General features: G+C 63.7%; 25 protein-coding genes, 2 tRNA genes and 1 other RNA gene. 18 read left to right on the top strand and 10 right to left on the bottom strand.

Annotated features, from left to right (window positions below; translation table 11 throughout):
* Positions 1-178: 178 nt before the first annotated feature.
* The 4 genes from GGQ88_RS01135 to GGQ88_RS01120 all read right to left on the bottom strand — a co-directional run bounded on the left by GGQ88_RS01135 (position 179) and on the right by GGQ88_RS01120 (position 5,013).
* Complete coding sequence (locus GGQ88_RS01135) at positions 179-2,062, bottom strand: ABC-F family ATP-binding cassette domain-containing protein (protein WP_183611185.1); 1,884 nt, start codon at positions 2,060-2,062, stop codon at positions 179-181.
* 49 nt (positions 2,063-2,111) lie between these two features.
* Positions 2,112-2,187, bottom strand: a tRNA-Ile gene (locus GGQ88_RS01130).
* A gap of 61 nt (positions 2,188-2,248) precedes the next feature.
* On the bottom strand, positions 2,249-3,226 hold the full coding sequence (locus tag GGQ88_RS01125; RefSeq protein ID WP_183611184.1) for a polysaccharide deacetylase family protein: 978 nt from the start codon (positions 3,224-3,226) through the stop codon (positions 2,249-2,251).
* Positions 3,227-3,267: 41 nt separating this feature from the next.
* Positions 3,268-5,013, bottom strand: coding sequence for a HAMP domain-containing histidine kinase (locus GGQ88_RS01120; protein ID WP_183611183.1), 1,746 nt, complete (start codon positions 5,011-5,013; stop codon positions 3,268-3,270).
* Between the two features lie 246 nt (positions 5,014-5,259).
* On the opposite strand from GGQ88_RS01120, the gene GGQ88_RS01115 reads away from it, so the two are divergent.
* On the top strand, positions 5,260-5,727 hold the full coding sequence (locus GGQ88_RS01115; protein WP_183611182.1) for an Lrp/AsnC family transcriptional regulator: 468 nt from the start codon (positions 5,260-5,262) through the stop codon (positions 5,725-5,727).
* A 1-nt stretch (position 5,728) separates the two neighbouring features.
* On the opposite strand, the gene GGQ88_RS01110 is transcribed toward GGQ88_RS01115, so the two are convergent.
* Entirely contained in the window at positions 5,729-6,016 is a 288-nt protein-coding gene (locus GGQ88_RS01110; RefSeq protein WP_183611181.1) for a chorismate mutase, read from the bottom strand.
* 87 nt (positions 6,017-6,103) lie between these two features.
* Between GGQ88_RS01110 and GGQ88_RS01105 the strand changes: the two genes are divergently transcribed.
* Together GGQ88_RS01105 and GGQ88_RS01100 are read left to right on the top strand one after the other, a co-directional pair.
* Complete coding sequence (locus tag GGQ88_RS01105; protein ID WP_183611180.1) at positions 6,104-7,117, top strand: polyprenyl synthetase family protein; 1,014 nt, start codon at positions 6,104-6,106, stop codon at positions 7,115-7,117.
* 20 nt (positions 7,118-7,137) lie between these two features.
* Positions 7,138-8,154 carry an aldo/keto reductase gene (locus GGQ88_RS01100; RefSeq protein WP_183611179.1) on the top strand — a complete coding sequence of 339 codons (1,017 nt, stop codon included), beginning with the start codon at positions 7,138-7,140 and terminating at the stop codon, positions 8,152-8,154.
* Positions 8,155-8,162: 8 nt separating this feature from the next.
* On the opposite strand, the gene GGQ88_RS01095 is transcribed toward GGQ88_RS01100, so the two are convergent.
* Positions 8,163-8,309: a hypothetical protein gene (locus tag GGQ88_RS01095; protein ID WP_183611178.1), complete on the bottom strand. Its 147-nt coding sequence runs from the start codon at positions 8,307-8,309 to the stop codon at positions 8,163-8,165.
* Positions 8,310-8,398: 89 nt separating this feature from the next.
* On the opposite strand from GGQ88_RS01095, the gene hrpB reads away from it, so the two are divergent.
* The 6 genes from hrpB (at position 8,399) to GGQ88_RS01065 (ending at position 14,664) form a co-directional block, all read left to right on the top strand.
* Positions 8,399-10,876 carry an ATP-dependent helicase HrpB gene (gene hrpB / locus GGQ88_RS01090; protein ID WP_183611177.1) on the top strand — a complete coding sequence of 826 codons (2,478 nt, stop codon included), beginning with the start codon at positions 8,399-8,401 and terminating at the stop codon, positions 10,874-10,876.
* A 32-nt stretch (positions 10,877-10,908) separates the two neighbouring features.
* On the top strand, positions 10,909-11,187 hold the full coding sequence (locus GGQ88_RS01085; RefSeq protein ID WP_183611176.1) for an ETC complex I subunit: 279 nt from the start codon (positions 10,909-10,911) through the stop codon (positions 11,185-11,187).
* A gap of 91 nt (positions 11,188-11,278) precedes the next feature.
* An RNA gene (gene ffs, locus GGQ88_RS01080) (signal recognition particle sRNA small type) lies at positions 11,279-11,373 on the top strand.
* Positions 11,374-11,430: 57 nt separating this feature from the next.
* On the top strand, positions 11,431-13,248 hold the full coding sequence (locus GGQ88_RS01075) for a DNA polymerase III subunit gamma/tau (RefSeq protein WP_183611175.1): 1,818 nt from the start codon (positions 11,431-11,433) through the stop codon (positions 13,246-13,248).
* Positions 13,245-13,580 (top strand): YbaB/EbfC family nucleoid-associated protein, encoded by a 336-nt coding sequence (locus GGQ88_RS01070; RefSeq protein ID WP_183611174.1) that lies wholly within the window; start codon positions 13,245-13,247, stop codon positions 13,578-13,580. Before GGQ88_RS01075 ends, GGQ88_RS01070 begins: the two co-directional genes overlap by 4 nt.
* A 28-nt stretch (positions 13,581-13,608) precedes the next feature.
* Complete coding sequence (locus GGQ88_RS01065; RefSeq protein ID WP_246385380.1) at positions 13,609-14,664, top strand: MlaA family lipoprotein; 1,056 nt, start codon at positions 13,609-13,611, stop codon at positions 14,662-14,664.
* Between the two features lie 6 nt (positions 14,665-14,670).
* Here the strand turns inward: GGQ88_RS01065 and GGQ88_RS01060 are convergent, their stop codons facing one another.
* Positions 14,671-15,705 (bottom strand): hypothetical protein, encoded by a 1,035-nt coding sequence (locus GGQ88_RS01060; RefSeq protein WP_183611173.1) that lies wholly within the window; start codon positions 15,703-15,705, stop codon positions 14,671-14,673.
* A 206-nt stretch (positions 15,706-15,911) separates the two neighbouring features.
* Here GGQ88_RS01060 and lon point away from each other — a divergent pair, with 206 nt between their 5' ends.
* On the top strand, positions 15,912-18,317 hold the full coding sequence (gene lon, locus GGQ88_RS01055) for an endopeptidase La (RefSeq protein ID WP_183611172.1): 2,406 nt from the start codon (positions 15,912-15,914) through the stop codon (positions 18,315-18,317).
* 201 nt (positions 18,318-18,518) lie between these two features.
* Positions 18,519-18,791 carry an HU family DNA-binding protein gene (locus GGQ88_RS01050; protein WP_183611171.1) on the top strand — a complete coding sequence of 91 codons (273 nt, stop codon included), beginning with the start codon at positions 18,519-18,521 and terminating at the stop codon, positions 18,789-18,791.
* Between the two features lie 93 nt (positions 18,792-18,884).
* Here GGQ88_RS01050 and GGQ88_RS01045 read toward each other — a convergent pair whose 3' ends face one another.
* A complete protein-coding gene (locus GGQ88_RS01045; RefSeq protein ID WP_183611170.1) occupies positions 18,885-19,736 on the bottom strand; it encodes a hypothetical protein in 852 nt (283 codons plus the stop codon).
* A 20-nt stretch (positions 19,737-19,756) separates the two neighbouring features.
* A complete protein-coding gene (gene rlmB / locus GGQ88_RS01040; protein ID WP_183611169.1) occupies positions 19,757-20,596 on the bottom strand; it encodes a 23S rRNA (guanosine(2251)-2'-O)-methyltransferase RlmB in 840 nt (279 codons plus the stop codon).
* A 175-nt stretch (positions 20,597-20,771) separates the two neighbouring features.
* Here rlmB and GGQ88_RS01035 point away from each other — a divergent pair.
* The 3 genes from GGQ88_RS01035 to GGQ88_RS01025 all read left to right on the top strand — a co-directional run bounded on the left by GGQ88_RS01035 (position 20,772) and on the right by GGQ88_RS01025 (position 22,595).
* Positions 20,772-20,857, top strand: a tRNA-Tyr gene (locus tag GGQ88_RS01035).
* A 155-nt stretch (positions 20,858-21,012) separates the two neighbouring features.
* Complete coding sequence (locus tag GGQ88_RS01030) at positions 21,013-21,762, top strand: phosphatidylserine decarboxylase (protein ID WP_183611168.1); 750 nt, start codon at positions 21,013-21,015, stop codon at positions 21,760-21,762.
* Positions 21,759-22,595, top strand: coding sequence for a CDP-alcohol phosphatidyltransferase family protein (locus GGQ88_RS01025; RefSeq protein WP_183611167.1), 837 nt, complete (start codon positions 21,759-21,761; stop codon positions 22,593-22,595). Before GGQ88_RS01030 ends, GGQ88_RS01025 begins: the two co-directional genes overlap by 4 nt.
* On the opposite strand, the gene GGQ88_RS01020 is transcribed toward GGQ88_RS01025, so the two are convergent.
* Positions 22,546-22,821: a hypothetical protein gene (locus tag GGQ88_RS01020; RefSeq protein WP_183611166.1), complete on the bottom strand. Its 276-nt coding sequence runs from the start codon at positions 22,819-22,821 to the stop codon at positions 22,546-22,548. The genes GGQ88_RS01025 and GGQ88_RS01020 overlap by 50 nt on opposite strands.
* Positions 22,822-23,244: 423 nt before the next feature.
* Between GGQ88_RS01020 and rpsB the strand changes: the two genes are divergently transcribed.
* From rpsB to frr, 4 genes are all read left to right on the top strand, one after another.
* Positions 23,245-24,015 carry a 30S ribosomal protein S2 gene (rpsB, locus tag GGQ88_RS01015; RefSeq protein WP_183611165.1) on the top strand — a complete coding sequence of 257 codons (771 nt, stop codon included), beginning with the start codon at positions 23,245-23,247 and terminating at the stop codon, positions 24,013-24,015.
* A gap of 116 nt (positions 24,016-24,131) precedes the next feature.
* Positions 24,132-25,058, top strand: a complete 927-nt coding sequence (gene tsf / locus GGQ88_RS01010) for a translation elongation factor Ts (protein ID WP_183611164.1) — start codon at positions 24,132-24,134, stop codon at positions 25,056-25,058.
* A gap of 162 nt (positions 25,059-25,220) precedes the next feature.
* Positions 25,221-25,943 (top strand): UMP kinase, encoded by a 723-nt coding sequence (pyrH, locus tag GGQ88_RS01005; RefSeq protein WP_183611163.1) that lies wholly within the window; start codon positions 25,221-25,223, stop codon positions 25,941-25,943.
* Positions 25,944-25,946: 3 nt separating this feature from the next.
* Positions 25,947-26,504: a ribosome recycling factor gene (gene frr, locus GGQ88_RS01000; RefSeq protein WP_183611162.1), complete on the top strand. Its 558-nt coding sequence runs from the start codon at positions 25,947-25,949 to the stop codon at positions 26,502-26,504.
* Positions 26,505-26,544: the final 40 nt, after the last annotated feature.

The raw sequence follows: 26,544 nt of genomic DNA, 5'->3' as shown, positions 1-26,544 counted from the left end.
GCGCCTATTCGCGGGAATGGCACAACTTGGGGCAGGGCTGGGGCGCTACCCGCTTGGGCCAATTCTGATAACCAATGCCCCTGGAAACACTCAACTTTATTGCTAATGATAATCACTTTCGTAATGATGGGGTCAGAGGTTCGAATCCTCTAAGCGGCACCATTTCCCAACCCAGCAATCAGTCCGCGCCTTCGAGCGCTTCGCCGGCCAAAAGCCAGGTTTCCTCGGCTTGCGCGAGTTCTTTGGCGAGGGCTGCGCGGCGTTGGGACAGGTCGCTCATCGTCAGCTTGGCGTGTTCGGGCAGGGCCTTGGCCGGTTCGAACATGGCGCGGTCGATGTGGGCGAGTTCTGCCTGGAGGCGAGCGACGGCGTTTTCGGCCTGCGATTGCTTCTTCTTGAGCGCACGGTAGTCTTCGCGGGCGGCGGCGCGGGCCTTGCGGTCCTGTGCGGAGCCTTTGTCCTTGTCCTTGCCCGAGGCCGGCTTGTCCGACTTCGACTGGTTCCGACCCAGGATGAAGTCGATGTAGTCTTCCATGTTGCCGTCGTAGGACTTGGCCGTGCCGCCATCGACCAGCACGAGGCGATCGGCGGCGAGTTCGACCATGTGGCGGTCGTGGCTGATCAGGATGACGGCGCCCTTGTAGTCGTTGAGCGCCTGGACGAGTGCTTCGCGCGCGTCGATGTCGAGGTGGTTGGTCGGCTCGTCGAGCACCAGCATATGTGGGGCATCGCGCGTGACCAAGGCGAGCGCGAGGCGTGCCTTTTCACCGCCCGAAAGCGTGCCGACCTGCGAGGTGGCTCGATTGCCCGAGAACCCGAAGCGGCCCAATTGCGCGCGGACTGCGCCGGGGGTCTTGCCGTCCATGGCGCGGGTCATCAGTTCCAGCGGCGTCGCTCCGCCCGACAGTTCCTCGACCTGGTATTGGGTAAAGTAGCCGACCTGCATCTTGCCGGTCGCCTGCATCTGGCCGTCCATCGGCGCGAGCTGTGCTGCCAGCAGGCGCGCGAGCGTGGTCTTGCCATTGCCGTTGCGGCCGAGCAGGGCGATGCGGTCATCCGGGTCGATCCGCAGGTTGAGGCGCGTCAGCACCGGCTTGTCCGGTGTGTACCCGACCGATGCCAGATCGAGCGTGATCAGCGGCGGGCGCAGTTCCTCGGGGTCCGGGAAATTGAAGCTTAGCGTCGGATCTTCGACCATCGCGGCGATCGGCTGCATCCGCGCGAGCATCTTGGCGCGCGACTGTGCCTGCTTGGCGGTCGAGGCGCGGGCGCTATTGCGCGCGATGTAATCCTTGAGGCGACCGGCCTGCGCTTCCTGCGAGGCGCGCGCGGCGGCTTGCTGGGCGAGGCGTTCGTTGCGCTGGCGCTCGAAGCTGTCGTAGCCCCCGGGGTAAAGCGTCAGCTTGCCTGCATGCAGGTGCAGGATGTGATCGACCACGTTGTTGAGCAGGTCGCGTTCGTGGCTGATCACGACCAGCGTGCCGGGATAGGACTTGAGGAAATTCTCAAGCCATAGCGTTGCTTCCAGATCGAGGTGGTTCGACGGCTCGTCGAGCAGCATCACGTCGGGCGTGGAAAACAGCAGCGAGGCGAGCGCGACGCGCATCTTCCAGCCGCCCGAGAAGCTGTCGAGCGGTTGGGCCTGCATGTCCTCATCGAAGCCGAGGCCGATCAGGATGCGCGCGGCGCGGGCGGGGGCGGTGTAGGCGTCGATCGCCAGCAGGCGCTCGTGCACATCGCCGAGCCGGTCGGGATCGGTGCAGGTCTCGGCTTCCTCGAGCAGCTGGGTGCGCTCGACGTCGGATTCCAGCACTGTCTCGAACGGTGACTTGGTTCCGCTCGGCGCTTCCTGCGCGATGTAGCCGAGGCGGGTGCGGCGGGGCATGTCGACCGAGCCCTCGTCGGGCTCGATCTCGCCGATGATCGCTTTGACCAGGGTCGACTTGCCTGCGCCATTGCGGCCGATCAGCCCGACGCGCGCGCGCGGTGGCACCGCAGCCGAAGCGCGGGACAGGATGTCGCGCCCGCCAAGGCGCACGGTGATGCCATTGATAGTCAGCATGAAAGCGCCCGCAAGGTTCGCGTGCCGTAAAGGTTCGCGTGAAAGAAGATGGTGGGCCCGGCAGGATTTGAACCCGCGACCTAGCCGTTATGAGCGGCCAGCTCTAACCGCTGAGCTACAGGCCCATCGAGGTGCCCGGTACAGGGGCATTAGCGGATTGGCAAGGCGCGCGGAGCGCTGACGCTCTCAGACTTGCGCGGCGGCGATGATTTCACTGACGTGGGTCGGCTTTACACCACGTTTGGCGAGGTAGGCGAACACGCCGCGCCACCAGTCGTAAAATTCATCCAGCGCGGTTTCATCGCGCACGTAAGGCGTGAGGCCGGGGCGGAGCGACGGGCTGTGGAACGAGAAAACGAGGATCGGCACCTGATCGTCGAGCGCCATGTCGATGCCCTTGATTGCCTCCTCGAGCGTCACGCCTTCGGGCGTCAGCGGGATGCGTTCGAGCAGGCCGAGCCGGGCCAGCGCGCCGCGCAGACGCGGGACTCGCCACAAGGCAGGATAGATCCGCTGCCCCTGTTTGCGGAGTAGGCCCCAGAACACCGTGGTGAGCGGCATCTCGATCAGGCCATCGCGCTTGTCGATCCACCACGGACGCAGCGGAAGATCGCGGAAGTTGGGGCCTCCGCTCGCGCTGTAATCGAACCGCGAACGCACCGAGGTGTCGATGGCAACGCCGCACTCCGACAGGATCGAGGCGGTGGCGGGGCCGATGCCATAGCGTCCGGCGCGGTAGATCAGCGGCGCAGTGCCGAACGCGTGCTCGATCGTATCGCGCAGCTTGCGAAACTTGGCCCGTTCGAGTTCGGCGGGGAGGTTTCCGGCAAAGCTGTTGTGGACGTTGAGGGTCTCGTCGTGCGGTGGGCTGACCCAAGGGTGCAATTGCACGCCCACTTCGGCACGCCCGGCCTTGACCGCCTCACCCAGAACTTCGGCCGCGCGCGGATCGTTCGCCACTGGATAATCGATCAGGTAGATCGGGACGATGTTCAGTCCCTCGCAGAACTGCTGGAATTTGGCGAGGCGCGGAACGTGGTCCAGCCCATGACTGGTCCGGTCGAGCGGCTTGCTCCAGTCGAATTCTTCTTCCGTGTCGATCGTCAGGACGAACCGCGTGCCGAACGCGGGATCGAAGCGAACGAAATCCGTGTCCTTTGGCATGCGCAGAATTTCAGAGCGCTGGTCCACTTGTATCCCCTGGGTCAACCCGCGACCGAAGTGCGGCCTGCGATCGGCCCGTCGATTGTGGATGATGCAGGGGTATGGTCGGCGAGTGCCGCGGTCAAGTAGGGTAAAGCTATAAGGAACTTGTCATTTTCGCGATGCAGCATGCCGTGTCCGCCTTGGAGTTCGGCGCGGGCGAGGCGCAGGGCAAAGCCATTACCAAGCATCGCGGACGGGGAGGCTGGCCCGGTATTGCCCCTGGCATCGGGCGCAAACAGTGCAGCGTCGTCTAGCTGTCGCAGAGCGGCCGGGAGCGTGATCGCCAGAACCGCCGTGGTCTCATGCTCTTCCAGCGCGATCGTGAGCCGCTCACCCGGAGCGACGCTGGATGCGATAACCGAGAGCACGCGCCATACCGAACGCTCGATTTCCTCCGCCGCAAATGCCACCTGAACCGGACTGGAGGGCAGCACTAGGGTGAGCCGCACATTGCGCGCGGCAAGAACGGGCATCACCTGTTCCACCAGACCTGCGATCACGAAGGCGGCGTCGGCCTCGGCCGTATCGATATCGAGCGCCCGTGATTCGAGCCTGACCAGCCGTTCGACTTCCTCGAATCCTGCCAGCATGTTTGCTGCGTCGGCAGCGATATTGGCTGCCATCGCGCGGTACTGGTGCGGCGTCGGCCCGAACACCTGTTGCTGGATGACTTCGGCAAAGCCCTGAACCGCGTTGATCGGTGTGCGCAGTTCATGCAGCAACTGGCGCAGGCGGTCGGCCTCGGACGACGGAGCGGGGACGGCGGCGGTAAGCGCCGTCGCTCCCGATCGCCGTCGCAAGCGCAAGAGGTAGCCTGTGAACCGGCCGCCATCGCGCGCAAAGCAGGGCGTGCCGTCCGCCTGCCAGATTCCGGACACGGCATCGGCACCCTCGATCGTGAGAAGGCCCGCGCTGACGGGCTGGCGCTGTCTGAATGCCAAAGCCATCGCATCATCGCAGCGGACCGGCGCGGAGGTGTCGCTGGAGAACACGCGGCTGCCGACCAGCATGCCTGCCGGATCGACTTCAGCCTGGACTACCGTGCCTCCGGCATCGGTGCGCAGGTCGATCGCATGGGGAGGCTTGCGTTCGTGCTCTGGGTCGTCACCGAACGGGAGCAGGGGTGCAACGCCGTCGGGCCGCGGGCTGAGGTCAGAGGCATCGCGCTGTTCGCGTTTGCGTCGGAACGCTTCGATGCGGCGCACGATAGCGCCAATGCCTTCGTCGGCCGGCAGCTCGGCCGATATATGGGCTAACGTTACAGGCTCGGAAGGCGTTGCACTCGCGGACTCTGGGGCGTCGGTTACGTCGGGCGCTTCAAGCAGGAAATCATCGACGCCCAAACGCGAGAGCACCTGCCGCACAGATTCGCCAAGATCGGCGCGGTGGCGCAGGAAGCCGCGCGCGCGTGTCGGCAATCGTGGGATGAGCGCTAGCCAGTCGTCGTCGGGAAGGTGCGCCGAGGCGATCGCTGCCGATGCCGTTCGTGGGCCCCCTTGTGCGAAGTGATAGACCAGCACGGCCGACCGATGCGAGGTTCCGCGCAGAACGGCGGCGCATTCTTCATCGGTTAATTGTGCGGCAAGCGAATCGACACGCTCGAGCGCTGTGGCATGACGCGTCGTCCAGCCTGCCAGCGGGACAAGCCCGAGCAGGTCGACAAGCTGTCTCAATTGGGTGCGGCCCGCCGTCTTTCCGGCCACGTTGGTACGCAGCACGGTTTCAAGGCGGTCATCGACAATCATTCGTGCTCCGCGTGGGAAAGGGCCGGAAATAAAGCGCGGGCGCTGCGGAGGGACCGTTTAGCCCACTGAAAGCTAACAAATCGTGGGCGCTCGCAAAAGCTTGCTGTCCACTGCGTTGCAATGTGGGACGATTGCGATATTAAACAATAAAATATCGTGCGCCGATGGATATTGTGCGGAAAGTTGCCATAGATGCTTCTTTCCGAATGTTCCGGCGGTCAAACGTGAAACGGATTTGATAAAGGCATGGCAACCTTGGATGGGATCGACCGGCGGCTTCTTGCCGAATTGCAGGACGAAGGCCGCGTCACGAACGTCGAACTGGCGCAGCGCGTCGGGCTGACCGCGCCACCCTGCCTGCGTCGTGTGCGTGCGCTCGAAGACGCCGGCGTGATCAAAGGATACCACGCCGAACTCGATGCCTCGAAGCTCGGCTTTGCGATCACCGTGTTCGCGCTGGTCAGCCTCAAGAGCCAAGCCGAAGAATCGCTGCGGCAGTTCGAAGACCACATGCGCACGTTGGCCGAAGTGCGCGAATGCCACATGCTGAACGGCGAGATCGACTTCATCCTCAAGATCGTCAGTCGTGATCTGCAGAGCTTTCAGGAGTTCCTGACCAGCAAGCTGACGCCTGCGCCCAACGTGGCGAGCGTAAAAACCTCGCTGACGATTCGTACTGCCAAGCAGGTGCCTGGCGTTCCGCTGGAAGATTGAGTTACCGAGCGTCCGCCGCCTTCTGGTGGTGCCTGATAACTTCCTCGATAATGAAGCGCAGGAATTTCTCGGAGAATTCCGGGTCGAGCTTGGCGTCCGCCGCCAATGAGCGCAGTCGCGCGATCTGGCGTTCCTCGCGGCCCGGATCTGAGGCGGGAAGCTTGTTCTGTGCCTTGTAGGTGCCGACCGCCTGGGTGATGCGGAAGCGCTCGGCCAGAATGTGGATCATCGCCGCGTCGATATTGTCGATCGACTGGCGATACCCTGCCAGCACCGGATCTTCGCTCATTCCCATACCCCATTCAGACGTCGTTACGCCGCTACCGTGCAAGTTGCGTCTTGCCAAGCGCCGCCCATGACGCCAAGCGGCACAAAGATGACCGCGACCATCCACACACTGCCGCGCAAGGCGGAACCCTCGCTCTCACCGATGATGGCTTTGGTGGCCGAGGGCATGAACAGCGTCAACGCCGTGATCCTGTCGCGGATGCAGTCTCGCATCCCCTTGATCCCGACGCTGGCCGGGCACCTCATTGCGGGCGGCGGCAAGCGTATGCGGCCGATGCTGACGCTCGCGAGCGCGTCGTTGCTGGGGTATGGTGGCAGCCGTCATTACAAGCTGGCCGCTGCGGTCGAGTTTATCCACACCGCCACGCTGCTACACGACGACGTGGTCGACGGGTCGGACATGCGGCGCGGCAAGAAGACCGCGAACATCGTCTACGGCAATCCGGCCACGGTGCTTGTCGGCGATTTCCTGTTCAGCCGCAGCTTCGAACTGATGGTCGAGGACGGCTCGCTCAAGGTCCTGCGCATCCTGTCGAACGCGTCGGCGGTGATTTCCGAAGGCGAGGTCGACCAGCTTGTCGCGCAGCGCCAGGTGGGGACGACCGAGGAGATGTACCTCGATATTATCGCGGCCAAGACCGCCGCGCTGTTCTCGGCCGCCTGCCGCATCGCTGCGGTCGTTGCCGAACGGCCTGAGGCAGAAGAGCAAGCGCTTGATTCCTACGGGCGAAACCTGGGCATCGCGTTCCAGCTGGCCGACGATGCGATCGACTACGATTCGGACGCTGCCGAAATGGGCAAGGATCAGGGTGACGATTTCCGCGAGGGCAAGATGACCCTGCCGGTGATCCTGGCCTATGCGCGCGGTGATGCCGACGAGCGCCGGTTCTGGCAGGAGGCGATTGCCGGTGACCGCACTTCGGACGCCGATCTCAGCCACGCCATCTCCCTGATCAAAAAGCATGATTCGGTACAAGCTACGCGCGAGCGGGCGACGATGTATGCGCAGCGCGCGATCGACGCGATTGCTGGCTTTCCTGCCAGCGCGGCCCGTGCTGCGATGACCGAAGCCGCCGAATTCGCGGTGTCTCGCCGCTTCTGATCATCTAATTGGAGAGAGCCATGCAGCATCGCCGTCTGGGCAAGTCCGCCATCGTGGTGTCCGACATCTGCATGGGCACAATGACGTTCGGCAGCCAGGCTGACGAGGCAACGGCGTTACGCGTCCTCGACCGTTGTTTCGATGCAGGGATCAACTTCTACGATACCGCCGAGGGTTACCCGGTGCCGCCTGACGTCAAGTGGGTGGGGCGCACCGAAGAGATCGTCGGCAAATGGCTCAAGACCAAGCCGCGCGATGCGATTGTGCTGGCGACCAAGGTTTCCGGACCGAGCCATGCGTGGTTCAAATCGCCCTTGCGCAGCGGCATGACGGCGCTCGACCGACGCAACATCACGGCTGCGATCGAGGCGAGCCTGGTCAAGCTCGGCACCGATTACATCGATCTTTATCAGACGCACTGGCCTGACCACGACACGTCTTACGACGAGACCATGGACGTGCTCGACGAACTGGTGCGCGCGGGCAAGGTGCGCATCGCGGGATGTTCGAACGAGACGAGCTGGGGTTTGATGAAGTCGCTGGCAGCCTCGGAACGGTTGGGCGCGACGCGTTATCAGACGATTCAGAACAACTTCAGCCTCAACAACCGCCGGTTCGAGGACGAGTTGGCGCAAGTGTGCCGCATGGAGGGCGTGAGCCTGATCCCGTACTCGCCGCTTGGTGGTGGCGTGCTGTCGGGCAAGTATCAGCGCGGGGCCTTGCCCGACGGTGCACGGTTCTCACGCTATCTCACGATGGGTGGGCGACAAGCAGGAATGGGCCGTCGCTTCGTCAACGAGCAGTCGCTGGCGTCGACCGAGCGATTCATGGCGATTGCGATGGAAGCGGGGCTGGACCCAGTCACGTTCGCGGTGGCGTGGTCCAAGCAACACGATTTCGTGGCATCGACGATCGTCGGGGTGAGCGCCGAGGATCAGGTCGACGCGATTCTGGCCGCTGCCGACCTTGTCTTGCCCGATGATGTGATGAAGGCGGTGGACCAGGTCTCGCGCGAGATCCGCTATCCGATGGGCTGAGCCTCTGGCTACTTGCGCCTGCCGAAGCGCCGCCACAGCCAGTAGCAGCTTCCCCCGCAGACCGCGCCCACGCCCAGAATTCCGGCCCCGATCAGCGCGCCGCTGAACAGGATTCCGGTGGTCAGCGCCACCACGAATTCGAGCGTGGTCTTCATATCCTCCCCGTAGCACGTTTCCGATATGCTCAACGTGCCGATGGGCAAAGCGTTGCCACATCGGGGTATTCCCCCGTAAAGCGCAGCCTGTGAGCGACCTGCCGATCCATGCCGTCCTGCCCGACCTGCTCGCCGCGCTGCGCGAGGGGAACGGCGCGGTCCTGATCGCGCCGCCGGGGGCGGGCAAGACGACCGCGGTTGCGCCTGCCTTGCTGGCTGAGGCGTGGTGCACCGGGCAGGTCATCGTGCTGTCGCCGCGCCGCGTTGCCGCGCGTGCTGCTGCGGAGCGCATGGCCGAAATGCTCGGCGAAGACGCCGGCGAAACAGTCGGTTACGTGACGCGGCTGGATGCGAAGAAGACGGCGCGGACGCGTGTTCTGGTGATGACGGAGGCGATCTTCGTCGCGACGATCCTTGGGGATCCGGATCTTGCGGGCGTGTCTGCGGTGCTGTTCGACGAAGCGCACGAGCGGCATCTCGATAGCGATCTGGGTCTGGCCTTGGCAATCGAAGCGCAGGGGGTGCTGCGCGAGGATCTGCGTATCGTGGTGATGTCGGCGACAATAGACGGTTCGCGCTTCGCCGCTCTCATGCATGGCGCTCCGGTGATCGAAAGCGCGGGCAAGGCGCATCCGCTGACCATTCGCTGGCTCGGCGCTCGGGCGGATGTGAAGGTCGAGGCGGCGATGGCGTCGGCGATCCAGACCGCGTGGCGCGAGGAAGCGGGCGATATTCTGGCGTTTCTGCCTGGGGTTGCGCAGATCGAGCGGACTGCGGATTTGCTGGCCGACAGGTTACCCGGGGCGTTGATCCTGCCATTGCACGGTCAGGTCGAGCCGTCCGCGCAACGCATTGCCATCAAACGCGATTCCGGCGGGAGGAGACGGATCGTGCTAGCGACCAGCATCGCCGAAACCTCACTGACGCTGGATGGCGTGTCGGTGGTGGTCGATGCCGGACTCTCACGCCGTGCCGAGTTCGACAAGGCGGCAGGAGTGACTAGGCTGGTGACGACGCCGGCGAGCCAGGCGTCGGCAGCGCAGCGGGCGGGACGCGCGGCGCGGCAGGGGCCGGGCGTGGCTTATCGCCTGTGGGAAGAGGCGGGGCATGCGGGGAGACCGGCGTTCGATCCGCCCGAAGTGATGACCAGCGACCTTGCGCCGCTTGCGCTGACGCTGGCGCAATGGGGGGCGGGCGAAGTGGCTGCGATGGCGTGGCTCGATAGTCCGCCTGCGCCTGCGCTGGTGACCGCGCGGGGTTTGCTCAGGACTCTAGGCGCGCTGGACGATGACGGTCGCATCACACCGCACGGGCGGGCGATGGCTCGGCTTTCGATGGAACCGGCTCTCGCGCATATGCTGCTGTTTGCCGCTGAACGCGGGCAGGCGGAGGAAGCGGCACGGCTTGCCTTGCTGCTGCAGGAGCGGGGGCTGGGAGGTCGGGGCGAGGACCTTGAGCGTCGGTTGGACCGCTGGCGGAGCGAGCGCGGGTCGCGGTCCGATGGCGCGCGGAAGCTGGCGGGGCGCTGGGCGGACACGGCGGTGAAGGTGCTTCGACAGGCTCAACACGAGCGGGGGTGCGATGTGGGGCCTGTGCCTGCGGGAGTTCTACTCGCCGAAGCGTTCCCCGATCGCATCGCGCGAACACGGTCCGCGTCGGGTGAGGAGTGGTTGTCGTCGGGCGGGCGCGGGTATCGGCTCGACCCTGCATCGCCGCTCGCCACGGCGAAGTGGCTGGTCATCGGCGATGCGCAGGGCGAGGCGAAGGGCGCGCGGATCACGGCGGCGGTGGCGCTGGATGAAGCCGATGTGGTGCGCCATCTTTCGCACCGGATCGAGGAGCGCCATTCGCTGTCGTGGAATGCGGGCGAGGGGCGGGTCGAGGCGCGGCTGGAGCGGCGGCTGGGTGCGATCGTGCTGGCGCGGGTGCCTGACCCCAAGCCCGACCCGGATGCGGTGGCGGCGCTGCTGATGGCGCAAGTGCGTGAGGCGGGGCTGTCGTCGCTTCCTTTGGGCGATAGCGCGCGAGCGCTGATCGAGCGGGCGGGATATGCCGGGCTGGAGATGCTTTCGGAAGCAGCACTGCTGGCCTCGCTGGAGGAATGGCTGGCGCCCTTGCTGATCGGTCGGCGCGATCTGGGTGTCGGCGCGGGCAAGCTGCATGAGGCACTGCTGTCGCGGCTCGATTGGAACGCGCGGGCCGAACTGGACCGGGTCGCGCCTGCGGAGTTCCGTTCGCCTGCGGGGACCAACCACGCCATCGACTATGCGCACGAGGGCGGGCCTTGCGTTGAACTGCGGGTGCAGGCGCTGTTCGGGATCGACCGGCACCCGTGCGTGGGGCAGCCGCCACGTCCGCTGCTGCTCAGCCTGACCAGTCCAGGAGCCAAGCCGATCCAGACGACGGCCGATCTTCCGGGATTCTGGCGCGGATCGTGGAAGGATGTGTGCAAGGACATGAAGGGTCGCTATCCCCGGCATCGCTGGCCAGACGAGCCTTGGACCGAGGACCCGAGCCTCAAGACCAAGAACGCATTCAACCGCGGTAAGGGCGAACACCGGACTTGATTCCGGCGCGAATTCGACGCAGGGCTGCGCCTATGTCAGCACGCATCTATCAACGCCCAAAGAATGCCATGCAGTCCGGCAAGGCCGGGACCAGCGACTGGCTGCTCGAATTCGAAGCGTCGGAGGCCAAGCGCGCCGATCCGCTGATGGGTTGGGCAGGATCTGGCGATACGCAACAGCAGGTGGTGCTGAGCTTTGAATCGCAGGAAGACGCACAGGCTTATGCCCAGCGCTATGGCATCGAGGCGCACGTGATCCCGACGCCGCCGCGTAAGTTGAAGCTGCAGAGCTACGCGGATAATTTTCGCTGAGGCAAGGGCAGCAGCCCGCCTCCGACCCGAAGAAGTGGGGCGAGCCTCACGAGTCTCTGGACAACTCGCGCTCTCGCCGCCATATGCCGCTCCGGGAGTCGGTCGGACGCTTGCGTCCGCCAACCTGGTCAGGTCCGGAAGGAAGCAGCCACAACGGTTTGCGGCGGGTCGGCCGGCTCCTTTTCCACCCATTCCCTGACAGCGCCTTCGACAATTGGCGCGCCAGTTCCTACATAGGGCGCGATGGGCGATTCACCTGACATGTTTGGCGGCGAGCCGGAGGACGAGACCGACGGTCTCGACACCGGGCCAAGTACGCAAGAGCTTGAGGCTGCCGGGCAATCGTCGATGTTCGCTGAGCCTGCGCCCGTCGCGGCACCGCCGCCCGCACCGGCACCGGTTGCTGCATCTGCTGCGCCTGCCGCGCCACCCTATCGTGTGCTGGCCCGCAAATACCGATCGCAGACCTTTGCTGAGCTGATCGGGCAGGACGCGATGGTCCAGACGCTGGCCAACGCGATCAAGCGTGATCGGCTGGCCCACGCATTTCTGATGACTGGCGTGCGCGGGGTCGGCAAGACTTCGACCGCGCGCCTGATCGCCAAGGCGCTCAACTGCATCGGTCTTGACGGGCAGGGCGGTCCGACGATCGATCCTTGCGGTGTGTGCGAGCCGTGCCGTGCGATCGCCGAGGGGCGGCACATCGACGTGATCGAGATGGACGCTGCGTCCAATACCGGCGTCGACGACGTGCGCGAGATCATCGAGGCTGTGCGCTATGCTGCGGTATCGGCTCGTTACAAGATTTACATCGTCGACGAAGTCCACATGCTGTCGCGCAATGCGTTCAACGCCTTGCTCAAGACACTTGAGGAGCCGCCCGCGCATGTGAAGTTCCTGTTCGCGACGACCGAAGTGGACAAGCTGCCGGTGACGGTTCTGTCACGCTGCCAGCGGTTCGACCTCAAGCGCATCCCCGCGCCGTTGCTCGCCAGCCACTTTGCGATGATCTGCGAGAAGGAAGGCGTCGAGGCCGAGGCCGAGGCGCTGTCGATGGTCGCTGCAGCTGCCGAAGGTTCGGTGCGCGACGGGTTGTCGATCCTTGATCAGGCGATCAGCCATGCCGATCTCGTCGGCAGCGACGATGGCGCGACGCGGGTGTCGGCCGAGCAGGTGCGCTCAATGCTCGGGCTGGCCGACAAGACCATGCAGCGGCGCCTGCTCGATGCTGTCCTGACGGGCAAGGGCGGGACCGTGCTCGACGAGGTGACGCAGCAATATGCGCTGGGGATCGAGCCGATCGCGATGATGCGCGCGCAGATGGACGTGGTCCATCGCGTGACCGTCGCACAGATCGGCGGGGTGGGGCCGGACGTGCGCTCGACTGAGGAGCGCGAGGCGCTGGAGGCCTGGGCCAAGACGCTTTCGGCAGGCCAGCTTCACCGCCTGTGGCAGTTGCTCATGAAGGGCTACGAGGAAGTGAAGACTGCGCCCGACCCGCTGGTGGCGGCGCAGATGGCGCTGCTGCGGGTGATGCACGCGGCAGACATGCCCGATCCTGGGGGGCTTGTTCGCAAGCTGGAGGAACTGGCGTCGCGTCCGGCGGTTATGGTGCAGGCGTCTGGCGACGGCACCGCGCCGGTTGGCGCCACGATGCTGGCACCGGCTGTTCCAAAGCTCGATTGGCTGACCCTTGTCGAGCAGGTCGAGCATGTGTCGCCGTTGGTCGGATCAACCATGCGGTTGGGTGTGCGAGTTGTTGATCTGCAGCCGGGTTTGCTGCGTTATCAGTTGGTTCCGGGGTTGCCGGGCGATCCGGCAGCGGATATCCGTCGAGCGTTGAACCAGATTACCGGGCAGGCATGGCTGCTCGAAATTGCAGATGGCGTGGCGCAGCCCAGCCTTGAGGAAGACAAGGCGGCAAAGGTTGCAGCGGAAGCCGAGGCGATGCGGCAGGACCCGCTGGTCAAGGCGGCGCTGGAAGCCTTTCCGGGCGCGCAGATTATCGATGAAGACAGCTCGAGAGAGCACGAGAAGAGACCTTGGAGCAAACGCGCATGAAGTCGATGGAAGAGATGATCCAGGCCGCTCAGGCTGCCGCGCAGACCATCCAGAAGCAGATGGAAGATGCGCAGAACACGCTTGACGGGATCGAGGTGGAGGGTGTTGCCGGTGGCGGACTGGTGCGCATCCGCGCGTCGGCCAAGGGCCGCGTGATCGGCGCTTCGATCGACGACAGCCTGCTGGTCCCTGCTGACAAGGGTATTCTCGAAGATCTGATCGCAGCGGCGTTCAACGATGCGCGCAGCAAGGCCGATGCAGTTGCTGCCGAAGAGATGCAGAAGGTTCAGATGGCGGCGGGTATCCCCCCCGGTTTCAAGCTGCCGTTCTGATCCGTACGTACAAGCCAAGGAATTCTGATTGAGCGTTACCGTACTGGCGAGCGCCGCGATGATCGCGGCAGCGTCTGTTTCCCCGGCTGATATTGCTGTGCAGGACGTCGCCACATCGGCGAGCGCGGAGCAGACTGCGCCAGCGCCCGATCCCGTTGCTCCGGTTGCGCCGACGATCTTGTTGCCGCAGCCGGCTTTCAACGCCCCGACGACCGTTCCGGCACAACCGCCGGCGCTCGACCAGATTAGCCAGCCGCAGGATGCGATCGTTGTTTCAGGTGAGCGCGAGGTCCCGCAGGACCCCATGCAGGCGGTCAACGAGGCTTCGTACAATGCGGTGCAGGCGGTCGACGGTGCGGTGATTGCGCCGCTGGCGGTGGGTTACGAGAAGGCCGTGCCCGCCCCCGTGCGCAAGGGCCTGCGCAATTTCCTGCTGAATCTGACCGAGCCGGTCGTCGCGCTCAATTTCCTGCTGCAGCTGAAACCGGGCAAGGCCGCAGAGACGCTCGGAAGGTTTGCGATCAATTCGACCATCGGCGTTGCGGGTCTGATCGACGTTGCGAAGAAGAAGCCGTTCAACCTGCCGTACCGCGTGAATGGCTTTGGTTACACCTTCGGCTATTACGGCATCGGCACGGGGCCATACTTCTTCCTGCCGCTGGTGGGGCCGACGACCTTGCGCGATGTCGTCGGGCTGGGCCTCGATCGTTTTCTGATGCCGTTCGCTGTTGGCGGGCCGCTCAAGCACCCGGCTTATGTCTATGGCGGTTTCGTGGTGCGATCACTCGACGATCGGGTCGAGAAAGATGCGCTGTTTGCGCGCATCCGCGAGGAATCGAATCCTTATGCCAGCTATCGCGAGCTATACCTGAAGACGCGCCAAGCGGAGATCGATGCGCTCAAAGGCAAGGCGGATTTTCAGAAAGAGGGCAGCGTTGAGTTGCCGCCCGCCACTGCCAGGCCCGTTGTGCAGGCAGCACCGACCCCCGTGCCGGTAACCGTGGCGCCTGCCGTGCCGCAGACCGTGTTCGTTTCGGAGCCGGTCGTGCAGGCACTGCCCGCAGGATACGCGCCGCGCCGTTAAAGCGCGTCAGCTTTCGAGCAGCAGCGAATAATCGCGCATCAGTTCCCAGGCCTTGACGGGAGCGACCATTAGTTGGTCGGTGCTATCCAGGCCGCACTGACGCTTTAAGATCTGGGCGATCGTGGCGGTGTTTCCGGGGCTTGTGCCATAGGCGGATACCAGCACTTCGGGGCCGTGCGACAGGCTTCCATCGAACAGCAACTCGACATTCTGCGGCTGGAAACCGAAGCCCAGGAAGGCGAGCCGTTTTGCGCCGGCAACTGCCTTGCGCACTTCGCGCACGATTTCACGGCTTTCCTTGCGTTCGCCCAGCGATTTGAGTTGCCCCGCGATGGCGTGCAGGTTCCACGGTTGTTCGACCCCCCATTCGGCTTGCGGTGCTTCACCGCCCTGCCACGGCAAGCGCCCGATCGTGCCATGCGGGTGGATGATGTGCAGCTTTTCGGCGATGACCGCCTGCGCTTCCTTCAGGTCGATGCCATAGGCCATGACCAGAGCAAATGGCAGAAAGTGCTCGACCGAACGATCGTAATTGAAATTGATGATGGTCAGCTGCTCGAGTGTCTGTCCGAGCTTGGTGCGGGGGACCCCCGAGGTGATCAGTTGGCCTAGCTGGTAGATCCAGTATTCCGCGATCTTGCCCTGCAGCGGAAGTTCGCCGCGCACGCGCGGTTCGTCGCGCAGGCTGGATCGGGCTTCGGCCTGTCCGATGAAATAGGCGATCGCCAGTTTGCCGCACGATACCGCCATTGGATCGTGATCGTACTGTTCGATCACGGAATCGATCGAGCGTCCCAGCCTGCAGGCGTTGCGCAGTCGTTCGGCGGATGCGGCCACGTCTGCCACTGGCTTGCCCGCGCGTTCGGCCAGCTTGTAGATGTTGCGCAGCAGGAGCTGGCCATCGCGGGTCGAGGTTTCCCCGGCGGTCCGTTCGAAATCGTAACCCTGTACGATCCGCGTTAGCAGTTCGTCATTTCCCGGAAACTGCAATTCGGCGCTGGCACCTGCTCCAACAATCAAGGTCGTCTTGGTGCGCAGCATGAAATCGGGCGGCCCTTGTACTATGTGGACCTGCAATGGGGGATTATACCTAACATACCATTTACGCCGATTTCATCGGAATGGGCGGCAGTGTGGGTCATGTTCCACAACCGATCGCGTGAAGGGCATTGCGGCGGAGGCGGGGCACCCCCATATTCCGGTAAAGCGCCGGACAGCGTGCCCGGCAGGACGGAAATAACGTGCCCATGACTCTTTATCCTCTGCTTCCCTTGCGAGACATCGTCGTATTCCCCGGCATGGTCGTGCCGTTGTTCGTCGGCCGTGAGAAATCGGTGTCGGCGCTTGAGGCGGCGATGACTGGCAACAAGGATATATTCCTGCTGGCGCAGCTCGATCCGGGCTGTGACGATCCGGACCGTGACGACTTGTACGAAACCGGCGTGATCGCGACGGTTCTGCAGTTGCTCAAGCTGCCCGACGGCACCGTGCGCGTGCTCGTCGAAGGTCGTGATCGCGCGACTTTGAAGACGCTGCGCGAGGAAACGACGGCTGCGGGCGGGATGCTGGTGGCGCAAGTCGATCAGCTCGAGCCGGTGGTCGCGACGGGCACCGAAGTATCCGCGATGATGCGCTCGGTCGTCGATCAGTTCGCCGAATACGCCAAGCTGTCGAAGAAACTGCCGCAGGATGCCGGCGGACAGCTGGGCGATATCGAGGATGCGGGCAAGCTTGCCGACTCCGCTGCTGCCAACCTTGCGGCCAAGGTTGCCGACAAGCAGGCGGTGCTGTCGGAAAGCGATCCGCTCAAGCGGCTTGAGATGGTGCTGTCCTTCATGGAGGGCGAGCTTGGCGTGCTGCAGGTCGAGCGCAAGATTCGTGGGCGCGTGAAGCGCCAGATGGAAAAGACCCAGCGCGAATATTACCTCAACGAGCAGATGAAGGCGATCCAGTCGGAACTGGGCGGCGGCGACGACGGCGAGGCCAACGAGATCGCTGAGCTTCAGGACAAGATCGACAAGCTCAAGCTGTCGAAGGAAGCGCGTTCGAAGGCGCAGTCCGAGCTCAAGAAGCTCAAGGGCATGCAGCCGATGAGCGCCGAAGCAACCGTGATTCGCAATTATCTCGATGTGTTGCTCGGCCTGCCTTGGGGCAAGAAGAGCAAGCTGAAGCGTGATCTTCCGGCGGCGCAGGCGGTGCTCGATGCCGATCACTACGCGCTCGACAAGGTCAAGGACCGAATCGTCGAATACCTGGCGGTCCAGGCGCGGACCAATAAGCTGAAGGGGCCGATCCTGTGCCTCGTCGGACCTCCGGGCGTGGGCAAGACTTCGCTGGGCAAGTCGATCGCCAAGGCGACCGGGCGCCAGTTCGTGCGCCAGTCACTGGGCGGCGTGCGCGACGAGGCCGAAATCCGTGGCCATCGTCGCACGTACATCGGTTCGCTGCCGGGCAAGATCGTGACCAACCTCAAGAAGGCAGGCACGTCCAACCCGCTGTTCCTGCTCGACGAGATCGACAAGCTCGGCCAGGATTTCCGCGGCGATCCGGCTTCCGCTCTGCTGGAGGTGCTCGATCCCGAACAGAACTCGAAGTTCCAGGACCATTATCTCGAGCTGGACGTCGACCTGTCGGACGTGATGTTCGTGTGCACGGCCAACAGCCTGAACTTGCCGCAAGCGCTGCTCGACCGCATGGAGATCATCCGGCTCGAGGGCTATACCGAGGACGAGAAGGTCGAGATCGCCGAGCGGCACCTGATCGCCAAGCAGGTCGAGGCGCATGGGCTTAAGAAGGGCGAATTCACGCTCGAACACGAAGCGCTGCGTGACCTGATCCGCTATTACACGCGGGAAGCCGGCGTGCGTACGCTCGAGCGCGAGATTGCGCGTCTGGCGCGCAAGTCGCTGCGCCAGATCCTCGAAGGCAAGACCAAGGCCGTGACGATCACGTCTGCCAACCTCGACGAGTTCGCAGGCGTGCGTAAATTCCGCCATGGCATGTCCGATGAGGAAAATCAGGTAGGCTCGGTTACCGGGCTTGCGTGGACCGAAGTCGGCGGCGAGTTGCTGACCATCGAAAGCGTGACGGTACCCGGCAAGGGACAGGTGCGCACCACCGGCAAGCTGGGCGAAGTGATGAGCGAGGGCGTCCAGATGGCGTTCAGCTTCGTCAAGGCGCGCAGCCCGGCCTATGGCATCAAGCCTTCGATCTTCCAGCGCAAGGACCTGCACATCCACTTGCCCGAAGGCGCCGTGCCCAAGGACGGGCCGAGCGCGGGTATCGGTATGGTTACCGCCATGGTTTCCACGCTGACCGGCATTCCGATCCGCGCGGATGTGGCGATGACCGGCGAGGTCACCTTGCGCGGGCGCGTGCTGGCGATCGGCGGCCTCAAGGAAAAGCTGCTGGCGGCGCTGCGTGGCGGCATCAAGACCGTGCTGATCCCGGAAGAGAACCGCAAGGACCTCGCCGAGATCCCCGCGAACATCAAAGACGGGCTGGAAATCATCCCGGTCTCGCATGTCGATGAAGTGCTGGCGCGTGCACTGACCGCGCCGATCGAAGCGATCGAATGGACTGAAGCGGACGATTTGGCGACACAGCCGGGGCCCGGCGTAAGCGGACAAACGCCCTCGCACACCGCGCACTAAGCGCGGCGTTACAATGGTTTCCCGCGCAACGTTATTGCGCTGAGGGTCCATGGTGATGAAAACACGATGAAACCGCACGCTCAGCGGGCGGTTTCATCGCATTTGCCTTTGACAGCCCTGTGTTTCTCCGCTCTCTTTCCGGCACCCGAAAGGCGATTCAAACCCAACCTTTCACAAGAAAAAATCTAGGGGGTTCCGGACATGAACAAGAACGATCTTATCGGCTCGGTAGCCGATGTGAGTGGCCTTTCGAAGGGCGATGCGACCAAGGCAGTCGAAGCGGTCTTCGAATCGATTTCCGGCGCGCTGTCAAAGGGCGATGAGGTTCGACTCGTCGGCTTCGGCACGTTCTCCGTTGCCAAGCGCAAGGCTTCGACCGGCCGCAATCCACGTACCGGTGAACCGATGTCGATCAAGGCATCGTCGCAGCCCAAGTTCAAGGCTGGCAAGGGCCTCAAGGACGCTGTCAACTGACGAGCCAACCGATTGCTTCGGCTTGACCATAGGCCGAAGTTGAAAGTTACAAAGACCGCGTCAGGTTTGCTGGCGCGGTCTTTGCTTTGGGTTTTAGGGGCTGGTGCGCACAAGCGCGGTCGGGGCGGCTGTGGTGCGCGCGTTGACCTTCCAGACCAGCGTCTTCGTCGCGCCTTTCACTGCGGGACCTTCGTCGGTGTTGTTGGCCAGAATCTCGCCGTCGGTGACGAGCGTCAGCACGCCATCGAGCACAGGCATGCCGTCCGCGCCGTTCTTGCCGTCGGCTGCTGCTGCGGCCATGCCCATCATCGGCGAGGATGACGCGCTCGGCGAGAAGGCCGGTGCCTCGACCCGGACCGTGCCGTCGGTGCGCCGGACCAGAGTCACGAACGGCGTAAGCATCGGGAACCTCTCGATCGTGGGGAACGTGAAGTCGTGGTCGAGCCTGCCAGCGATGGCGAACTCGACTTCGAATCGCCCGTCGCCCTTGTCGATGACCGACTTCCAGCCGTTCTGTCGGCGCAAACGATCTGCAAACTCCTGCGCGGCGCGCGGATCGGATGGATCGATCCCGCCGAGCATCGTTTTCATCATGGCCTCTTCGGACTTCTTTTTCTCGGCGGCCGAAGCCTTGTTGGCGGCGATGTCTTCTTCCCAGGTCTGCTTCTGCGCCGCCAGCTCGTCAGCGGTGCATGCGCGCTCCTCACCCGACTGCTCCTCGAAGCACGTCGACGGTTCGAACGCCGCATCGCCATCCTTCTTGTTGCGTTCGTCTGCCGCCATTTTGGACAGGGCGACGAGGTGGATATCGCCCTTGTAAGCGAAACTGAAGGTGCCGTCCTTGCGCAGTGCGAGGTCCGATGTGAACTTGCCGGGCAGGAGCATGCAGCCAGCAAGCAAAAGCACTGCGGCCAAACCGACCGCGATTGTCCCCGAACGTCGCATGCTGCCCCCCTTGCGTGATGTCACCCTGCGCGGGTGTAGACCGCGTATAGCGCGATTGCAGCCGCGTTCGAAACGTTAAGGCTTTCGATGGCCGAAGCCATGGGGAGCCGCGCGACGGCGTCGCAATGCTGCGCAACGTTGTGGCGCAGACCTTCACCTTCTGCGCCGAGCACAATCACGACGGGTCCGGCCGGCAGAGCAGATGGGAAGCTCGCCTTTCCTTCGCCATCGAGCCCGACACGCCAGTAGCCTTCCTCGGCCATGCGCTCGAGCGCGCGGGCAAGGTTGACCACGCGGACCCACGGCACGGTTTCGAGCGCACCCGAAGCGGACTTGGCAAGCGTGCCCGATTCGAGCGGCGAATTACGGTCCTGCGTGACCAGCGCGGCGACGTCGAACGCGGCGCACGATCGCAGGATGGCACCGACGTTGTGGGGGTCGGTCACCGAATCGAGCACGACGATGGTGCGGCCTTCGGATTCATCGAGGATATCGTCGAGCGCGACATCGTCGAGCGGGGCCACTTCGAGCACCAGACCCTGATGCGGTGCGTCCTTGGCGACAAGGCGGCCGAGATCGGCGGCCTGGGCGTATTCGACGGGCAGCGAGGACGGCAGTTCGGCATCGTTATCATCGAGCAGCTGCTGGATCGCTTCACGCGTACCCCACAGTTTCTTGGCATCGCGATTGGGATTGGTCAGCGCGGCTTCGATGGCGTGACGGCCCCATAGGCGGACGGTCCCGCCGTTACCGCGGCCCGATCCCTTGCCCGAACTCTTACCCGAGCCGCGACCGTGCATGTTGCGGGCTTCGCGGCCGCGCAGGGACTTTCCCTTTTGTTGATCGTTGTTGCGGGGCATCGGACACCTTTTCGTGAAGTCGCAGTAAATTCGTGCCGCGCATGCCAGCCTGCCCATTGACAGGCAAGTGATGCTTCGCCAAAGGGTCCGCCTCTCGGCCGGATGGCCTCTTCGGAGGTCGACAAATCGGGGCCAATCCCTTCGGGGAAATGCCTCGCACCGGCAGCACTGGTGTGGACAGGTGGCCGAGTGGTTAATGGCAGCAGACTGTAAATCTGCCCGCGAGAGCGTACGGTGGTTCGAATCCACCCCTGTCCACCACCGCTGCACTGGCCCGCATCGATCTGCGCGGGCGCACACGATCCAGACGGCACAACCGAAGTCGCGCGAAATTATGGTCGTGGCTATTGTCCGGACTGACGCAGGTCACCGCATGTTTGCTTGTCGCAAGGCACGCCAGAGCCTAGATGGGGCCGATGTCCGGAGAAATTCTCGATAACCGTGGTCGCGGTAACACTGGCTGGTCGTGGCCTGCGGTCCATCCAGAAGGTCGCAAGTTCGGTCTCATCGTGGCTGCACTAAGCGCGGCGGCGGCTTTCTTTGCTTGGGAGACGATCGCGTGGCCGCTAGCGTTTCTCGCCATCGGCGTGCTCGCGTTTTTCCGCGATCCGGTGCGGGTTTCACCGCGTGACGACCGCCTGATCCTTTCGCCCGCCGATGGCCAGATTACGCAGATCCAGAAGGTGTCGCCACCGCGTGAGCTGTGCGCCGACGACGGTAGCGGGGTGCGCGGGATGGTCGATGCTCCGGTCACGCGAATCTCGATCTTCATGTCGGTGTTCGACGTGCACATCAACCGCTCGCCGATCTCTGGCACGATCCGCCGCGTGGTTTATATCCCCGGCAAGTTTGTCAACGCCGATCTGGACAAGGCCAGCGATGAGAACGAGCGCCAGCATGTGCTGGTCGAACGCACGGACGGGGTGCAGGTCGGCTTTACCCAGATCGCAGGGCTGATCGCCCGTCGCATCGTCCCGTTCGTCAAGGGTGGCGACATCGTAGCGGTCGGGCAGCGGATCGGGCTGATCCGGTTTGGCAGCAGGGTCGACGTCTATCTCCCAGCCGGGACGGAGCCCAAGGTGCTGATGGGCCAGAGGACGGTGGCGGGCGAAACCGTGCTGGCCGAAATCGGTGAAGCTCCGCTGATCGAGGGTATCGGACAATGACGTTTGCGCATGAACCCGAGACCCCGCGCGGTCGCCTGCCGGGCGGGCTGACGCTGCGCGCGATGACACCCAATGCGATTACGGTCGCGGCACTGTGTTCGGGCCTGACCGGCATCCGCTTCGCCGTGACTGCCGCTTCGGGCACCGATCCGCTGGTGGTGGCCGAAGACTGGCGCAAGGCGGTGATTGCGGTGATCATTGCCGGAATCCTCGATGGTCTCGACGGACGCATCGCGCGCCTGCTCAAGGCGCAATCGCGGTTCGGTGCGGAACTCGACAGTCTGGCCGACAACGTCTCGTTTGGCGTCGCGCCTGCGTTGATCCTGTTCCTGTGGTCGTTGCAGGAAGCGCCGCGCGTGGGCTGGTTTGCTGCGCTTGCCGTTGCGATCGCCTGTGCCCTGCGGTTGGCGCGCTTCAACGCCCGGATCGATAACGACGTGCAGCCCCACAAGTCGGCTGGCTTTCTGACCGGCATTCCGGCTCCCGTCGGGGCGGGGCTGGCATTCCTGCCGCTCTACTTGTGGATTGCGACTGACAATCCGCTGTTCCGTTTGCCCGTCGTGGTCGGCCCGTGGCTGGTGCTGATCGCGTTCCTGATGATCTCTAACATCGCAACGCTGAGCTGGACGTCATTGCGGCCTCGGCGCAGCGTGCGGCTTGAACTGATGGGGCTGGTCGGCCTGGTGATCGCAGCCCTGCTGACCGAGCCGTGGCTGACACTGGTCGGGATCTGCGTGGTCTATATCCTGCTGCTACCGCTGGGCGTGCTCCGCTATGCGCGGGTCAAGCGACAGCGCGCGAACGCACGACCTGTGCAGCTTCCGTCCGAGTAACCAGACGGCGCGCGGTGCGGCGCAATTGCGGCGCGGCGAAGGCTCGCGGCGCGACTGGTTCATGGCTGGTGACGTGGATCAGAAATTCGCGATCACGCTGGAGCGAGCGATAATCGGCAATCAGGCCTGCAATCTGACCGCGTCGTCCCCGGAACGTCACGAACCCTGCGCCGAGCGCGAAGGTTGCGGCAGCAGCAAAGACGAGAGTTGAAAGCAGAGCAAGCATCACACGATTCCTCGGGTTTCTTTCCAGGCGGCCGGGTCCCTAAATCTGAAGAGTCAGCCTGTGGAAAACTTGTGGATTGCGGTGTAGTTCCGTTCTGAACAGCCTCCGATTCGGCTGCAAACCCTATGTTCCTGTTTTGTTCTTGCACGTCAAGCGCGAATTGCGCTTGCGGGACGTCGAGGCGAGCGGGAATTGCGGCGAATGAAACGGCTGCTTAACCATAAATTGCCGTTTTCGAGGCGATTGAGGGCTGGATTTCCTGCCATTGCTGGTCTAGGGGCCGGGCCGCCGAAGGGTTTTTGCGGGCATCGTGCCTGCGGACGAGCGCGGCAATCCACACGGGAAGCGACTTCACCGGTGCCGATAGCGGGATCTCCGCGCGGTTCTGAGCTTCCCGGAGGCACAACCGGAAAGGAAATCCCTATGGCGGCTCCCGTCGTCACGATGCACCAGCTCATCGAAGCTGGCGCGCACTTTGGTCACCAGACCCACCGCTGGAACCCGCGCATGAAGCCGTACATCTTCGGCGCGCGCAACGGCATCCACATTCTCGATCTGTCGCAGTCGGTTCCGCTGTTCGCCCGCGCGCTCGAATTCGTCGCGGCGACCGTGCAGAACGGTGGCAAGGTCCTGTTCGTCGGCACCAAGCGCCAGGCGCAGGAGCCGATCGCTCAGGCTGCTCGCGCTTCGGGTCAGCACTACGTCAACCATCGTTGGTTGGGCGGCATGCTCACCAACTGGAAGACCATCTCGGGTTCGATCAAGCGCTTCAAGGCGCTCGAAGAGCAGCTTTCGGGTGACACCACCGGTCTCACCAAGAAGGAAGTTCTTCAGCTGACGCGCGAGCGCGACAAGTTCGAGCTGTCGCTCGGCGGCATCCGCGACATGGGTGGCATTCCGGACGTGATGTTCGTGATCGATGCCAACAAGGAAGAGCTGGCGATCAAGGAAGCCAACGTCCTGGGTATCCCGGTCGTTGCCATCCTCGATTCGAACGTCTCGCCTGATGGCATTGCGTTCCCGGTTCCGGCAAACGATGACGCCAGCCGCGCCATCCGCCTGTACTGCGAAGCCGTGGCTGCTGCTGCAACCCGTGGTGGCCGTGACGCCGCCATTGCTTCGGGTGCCGACATCGGCGCCATGGCCGAGCCGCTGGCTGAAGAAGTGACTGCCGAAGCACCCGCTGAGGCCTGATCCGGATACTTGCGTGACGGCGCTGAGGTGCCGTCACGCAATTGTCCCGGACCTGATTTAAGGGCCGCGGCAATGCTGCGGCTTCTCCCGTTTTCAAGAACAGAAGGATCACTGCGATGGCCTATACCGCCGCTGACGTGAAGAATCTGCGCGAGCGCACCGGCGCCGGCATGATGGATTGCAAGAAGGCCCTCGAAGAAGCCGGTGGCGATATCGAAGCCGCTGTGGACGCGCTGCGTTCGAAGGGCCTGGCCGCTGCTGCCAAGAAGTCGAGCCGTACTGCTGCCGAAGGTCTGGTCGGCGTGGCCGTCTCGGGCACCAAGGGCGTGGCCGTCGAGGTCAACTCTGAAACCGATTTCGTCGCCAAGAACGACCAGTTCCAGGACTTCGTGCGCAAGGCAACCGAAGTGGCGCTGACCACCGGCGTATCGGATGTCGACTCGCTCAAGTCCGCTGCTTACCCCGACGGCGGTTCGGTCAGCGACAAGCTGACCAACAACGTCGCCACCATCGGCGAGAACCAGCAGCTGCGCCGGATCAAGCATGTTTCGGTCAGCAATGGCGTGGTCGTGCCTTACATGCACAACGCCGCTGCTCCGAACCTCGGCAAGATCGGCGTGCTCGTCGCGCTCGAATCCGAAGCGCCCGAAGCGACCCTTACCGCGCTCGGCAAGCAGATCGCGATGCACATCGCCGCTGCCTTCCCGCAGGCGCTGACCGCTGACGAACTCGACGCCGAGCTGATCGCGCGCGAACGCAAGATCGCCGCTGAGAAGGCTGCCGAGAGTGGCAAGCCCGCCGAAGTCCAGGCCAAGATGGTCGACGGTGCCGTTGCCAAGTACGCCAAGGAAAACGCGCTGCTTTCGCAGGTGTTCGTGATGGACAACAAGTCCTCGATCCAGCAGGTCGTCGATGCTGCGGGCAAGGAAGCCGGCGCGAAGATCGTGCTCAAGGACTACGTCCGCTTCCAGCTCGGTGAAGGCATCGAGAAGGAAGAGACCGACTTCGCTGCCGAAGTGGCTGCTGCTGCCGGCATCAAGTAAGGTTTGATTACACCGATCCCCGCATCGGCGGGCTGCCTGCGCGCGGCTTGCTGATGCGGGGATAGTTGTATCCGAAACTTGGGCGAGCGCCCTTGGCACGCACCCCGACAGGGGTATAAGGGCCGCCAACCTCCATCCTTCAATGACGAGTTCGATCCTCCCATGAGCCTGCCCACCCTAAAGCGCATCCTCCTGAAGCTTTCGGGCGAAGTGCTGATGGGCGAACAGCAGTACGGGATCGACACCGATTATGTCGCCCGGCTGGCGCAGGAAGTGAAGGACGCGCGCGACAGCGGCTTGCAGATCTGCCTGGTCATCGGCGGGGGCAACATCTTTCGTGGGATGGCGGGCGCGGCCAAGGGCATGGACCGGGCGCAGGCCGATTACATGGGCATGCTCGCCACGATCATGAACGCGCTGGCAATGCAGAACGCGCTCGAGCAGATCGGAGTTGAAACCCGCGTCCAGTCGGCGATCCAGATGGATGAAGTGTGCGAGCCGGTGATCCGCCGCCGCGCAGAACGTCATCTGGAAAAGGGGCGCGTGGTGATTTTCGCGGCCGGTGTCGGCAGTCCCTATTTCACCACCGATTCCGGTGCAGCGCTGCGCGCGGCCGAGATGAAGTGCGACGCATTGTTCAAGGGCACCAGCGTGGACGGCGTTTACAACGCCGACCCCAAGAAGGACCCTGCGGCAAAGCGTTACGATACCGTGGATTATGCCACGGTCCTCGCAAACAATCTTCAGGTCATGGACGCCAGCGCGGTTGCGCTGTGCCGTGACAACAGCATTCCGATCGTCGTATTCTCGATCCGCGAACGGGGCAATCTAGCCCGCGTACTCGCCGGTGGCGGGACCCAGACGGTCGTTCAGAAAGGAGCCTGAACCATGGCAAAGTATGACAAGGTCGACCTTGAGCGCCGGATGAAGGGCGCTGTCGAATCGTTGAAGCACGATCTGGTGGGCCTGCGCACCGGCCGCGCGAATACCGCTCTGCTCGAACCGATCATGGTCGACGTCTATGGCGCGCACATGCCGATCACGCAGGTCGCGACGATTTCCGCGCCAGAGCCGCGCATGCTGACGGTGCAGGTGTGGGACAAATCGAGCATCGGGCCGGTCGAGAAGGCGATCCGTTCGGCGGGTCTTGGCCTTAACCCGATCAACGATGGCAACACCTTGCGCCTGCCGATCCCGGATCTGACCGAGGAGCGCCGCAAGGAACTGGCCAAGCTGGCCAGCAAGTATGCCGAGAACGCACGCATCGCGATCCGCAACGTGCGACGCGATGGCATGGATGCGCTGAAAGCCGATGAAAACAAAAAGGAAATCTCGGAGGACGAGCGCAAGCGCGCCGAGACCGACCTGCAGAAGCTGACCGACGAGATCATCAAGCAGGCCGATGAAGCCGCGGCGTCGAAGGAAAAGGAAATCCTCGGCAAGTGAGCCTGGTTCCGGCCTCGATTGCGGGAGTTGGCGAAAGCGG

It is taken from the genome of Novosphingobium hassiacum (assembly GCF_014196055.1).
GTDB lineage: Bacteria > Pseudomonadota > Alphaproteobacteria > Sphingomonadales > Sphingomonadaceae > Novosphingobium > Novosphingobium hassiacum.
Note: the sequence above shows the minus strand (reverse complement) of the source record. Positions and strands in the feature narration are given on the sequence as shown.

Excerpts from the sequence above, each read along its gene's own strand:
- rlmB (WP_183611169.1), bottom strand. The coding sequence starts at position 20,596 with ATGCCCCGCAACAACGATCAACAAAAGGGAAAGTCCCTGCGCGGCCGC.
- GGQ88_RS01030 (WP_183611168.1), top strand. The coding sequence starts at position 21,013 with ATGTCCGGAGAAATTCTCGATAACCGTGGTCGCGGTAACACTGGCTGG.
- GGQ88_RS01060 (WP_183611173.1), bottom strand. The coding sequence starts at position 15,705 with ATGCTGCGCACCAAGACGACCTTGATTGTTGGAGCAGGTGCCAGCGCC.
- GGQ88_RS01025 (WP_183611167.1), top strand. The coding sequence starts at position 21,759 with ATGACGTTTGCGCATGAACCCGAGACCCCGCGCGGTCGCCTGCCGGGC.
- GGQ88_RS01115 (WP_183611182.1), top strand. The coding sequence starts at position 5,260 with ATGGCAACCTTGGATGGGATCGACCGGCGGCTTCTTGCCGAATTGCAG.
- GGQ88_RS01135 (WP_183611185.1), bottom strand. The coding sequence starts at position 2,062 with ATGCTGACTATCAATGGCATCACCGTGCGCCTTGGCGGGCGCGACATC.
- GGQ88_RS01070 (WP_183611174.1), top strand. The coding sequence starts at position 13,245 with ATGAAGTCGATGGAAGAGATGATCCAGGCCGCTCAGGCTGCCGCGCAG.
- GGQ88_RS01120 (WP_183611183.1), bottom strand. The coding sequence starts at position 5,013 with ATGATTGTCGATGACCGCCTTGAAACCGTGCTGCGTACCAACGTGGCC.
- GGQ88_RS01125 (WP_183611184.1), bottom strand. The coding sequence starts at position 3,226 with ATGCCAAAGGACACGGATTTCGTTCGCTTCGATCCCGCGTTCGGCACG.
- GGQ88_RS01050 (WP_183611171.1), top strand. The coding sequence starts at position 18,519 with ATGAACAAGAACGATCTTATCGGCTCGGTAGCCGATGTGAGTGGCCTT.
- GGQ88_RS01045 (WP_183611170.1), bottom strand. The coding sequence starts at position 19,736 with ATGCGACGTTCGGGGACAATCGCGGTCGGTTTGGCCGCAGTGCTTTTG.
- pyrH (WP_183611163.1), top strand. The coding sequence starts at position 25,221 with ATGAGCCTGCCCACCCTAAAGCGCATCCTCCTGAAGCTTTCGGGCGAA.
- GGQ88_RS01110 (WP_183611181.1), bottom strand. The coding sequence starts at position 6,016 with ATGAGCGAAGATCCGGTGCTGGCAGGGTATCGCCAGTCGATCGACAAT.
- frr (WP_183611162.1), top strand. The coding sequence starts at position 25,947 with ATGGCAAAGTATGACAAGGTCGACCTTGAGCGCCGGATGAAGGGCGCT.
- GGQ88_RS01085 (WP_183611176.1), top strand. The coding sequence starts at position 10,909 with ATGTCAGCACGCATCTATCAACGCCCAAAGAATGCCATGCAGTCCGGC.
- GGQ88_RS01020 (WP_183611166.1), bottom strand. The coding sequence starts at position 22,821 with ATGCTTGCTCTGCTTTCAACTCTCGTCTTTGCTGCTGCCGCAACCTTC.
- rpsB (WP_183611165.1), top strand. The coding sequence starts at position 23,245 with ATGGCGGCTCCCGTCGTCACGATGCACCAGCTCATCGAAGCTGGCGCG.
- GGQ88_RS01095 (WP_183611178.1), bottom strand. The coding sequence starts at position 8,309 with ATGAAGACCACGCTCGAATTCGTGGTGGCGCTGACCACCGGAATCCTG.
- tsf (WP_183611164.1), top strand. The coding sequence starts at position 24,132 with ATGGCCTATACCGCCGCTGACGTGAAGAATCTGCGCGAGCGCACCGGC.
- lon (WP_183611172.1), top strand. The coding sequence starts at position 15,912 with ATGACTCTTTATCCTCTGCTTCCCTTGCGAGACATCGTCGTATTCCCC.
- GGQ88_RS01100 (WP_183611179.1), top strand. The coding sequence starts at position 7,138 with ATGCAGCATCGCCGTCTGGGCAAGTCCGCCATCGTGGTGTCCGACATC.
- GGQ88_RS01105 (WP_183611180.1), top strand. The coding sequence starts at position 6,104 with ATGACCGCGACCATCCACACACTGCCGCGCAAGGCGGAACCCTCGCTC.
- GGQ88_RS01075 (WP_183611175.1), top strand. The coding sequence starts at position 11,431 with ATGGGCGATTCACCTGACATGTTTGGCGGCGAGCCGGAGGACGAGACC.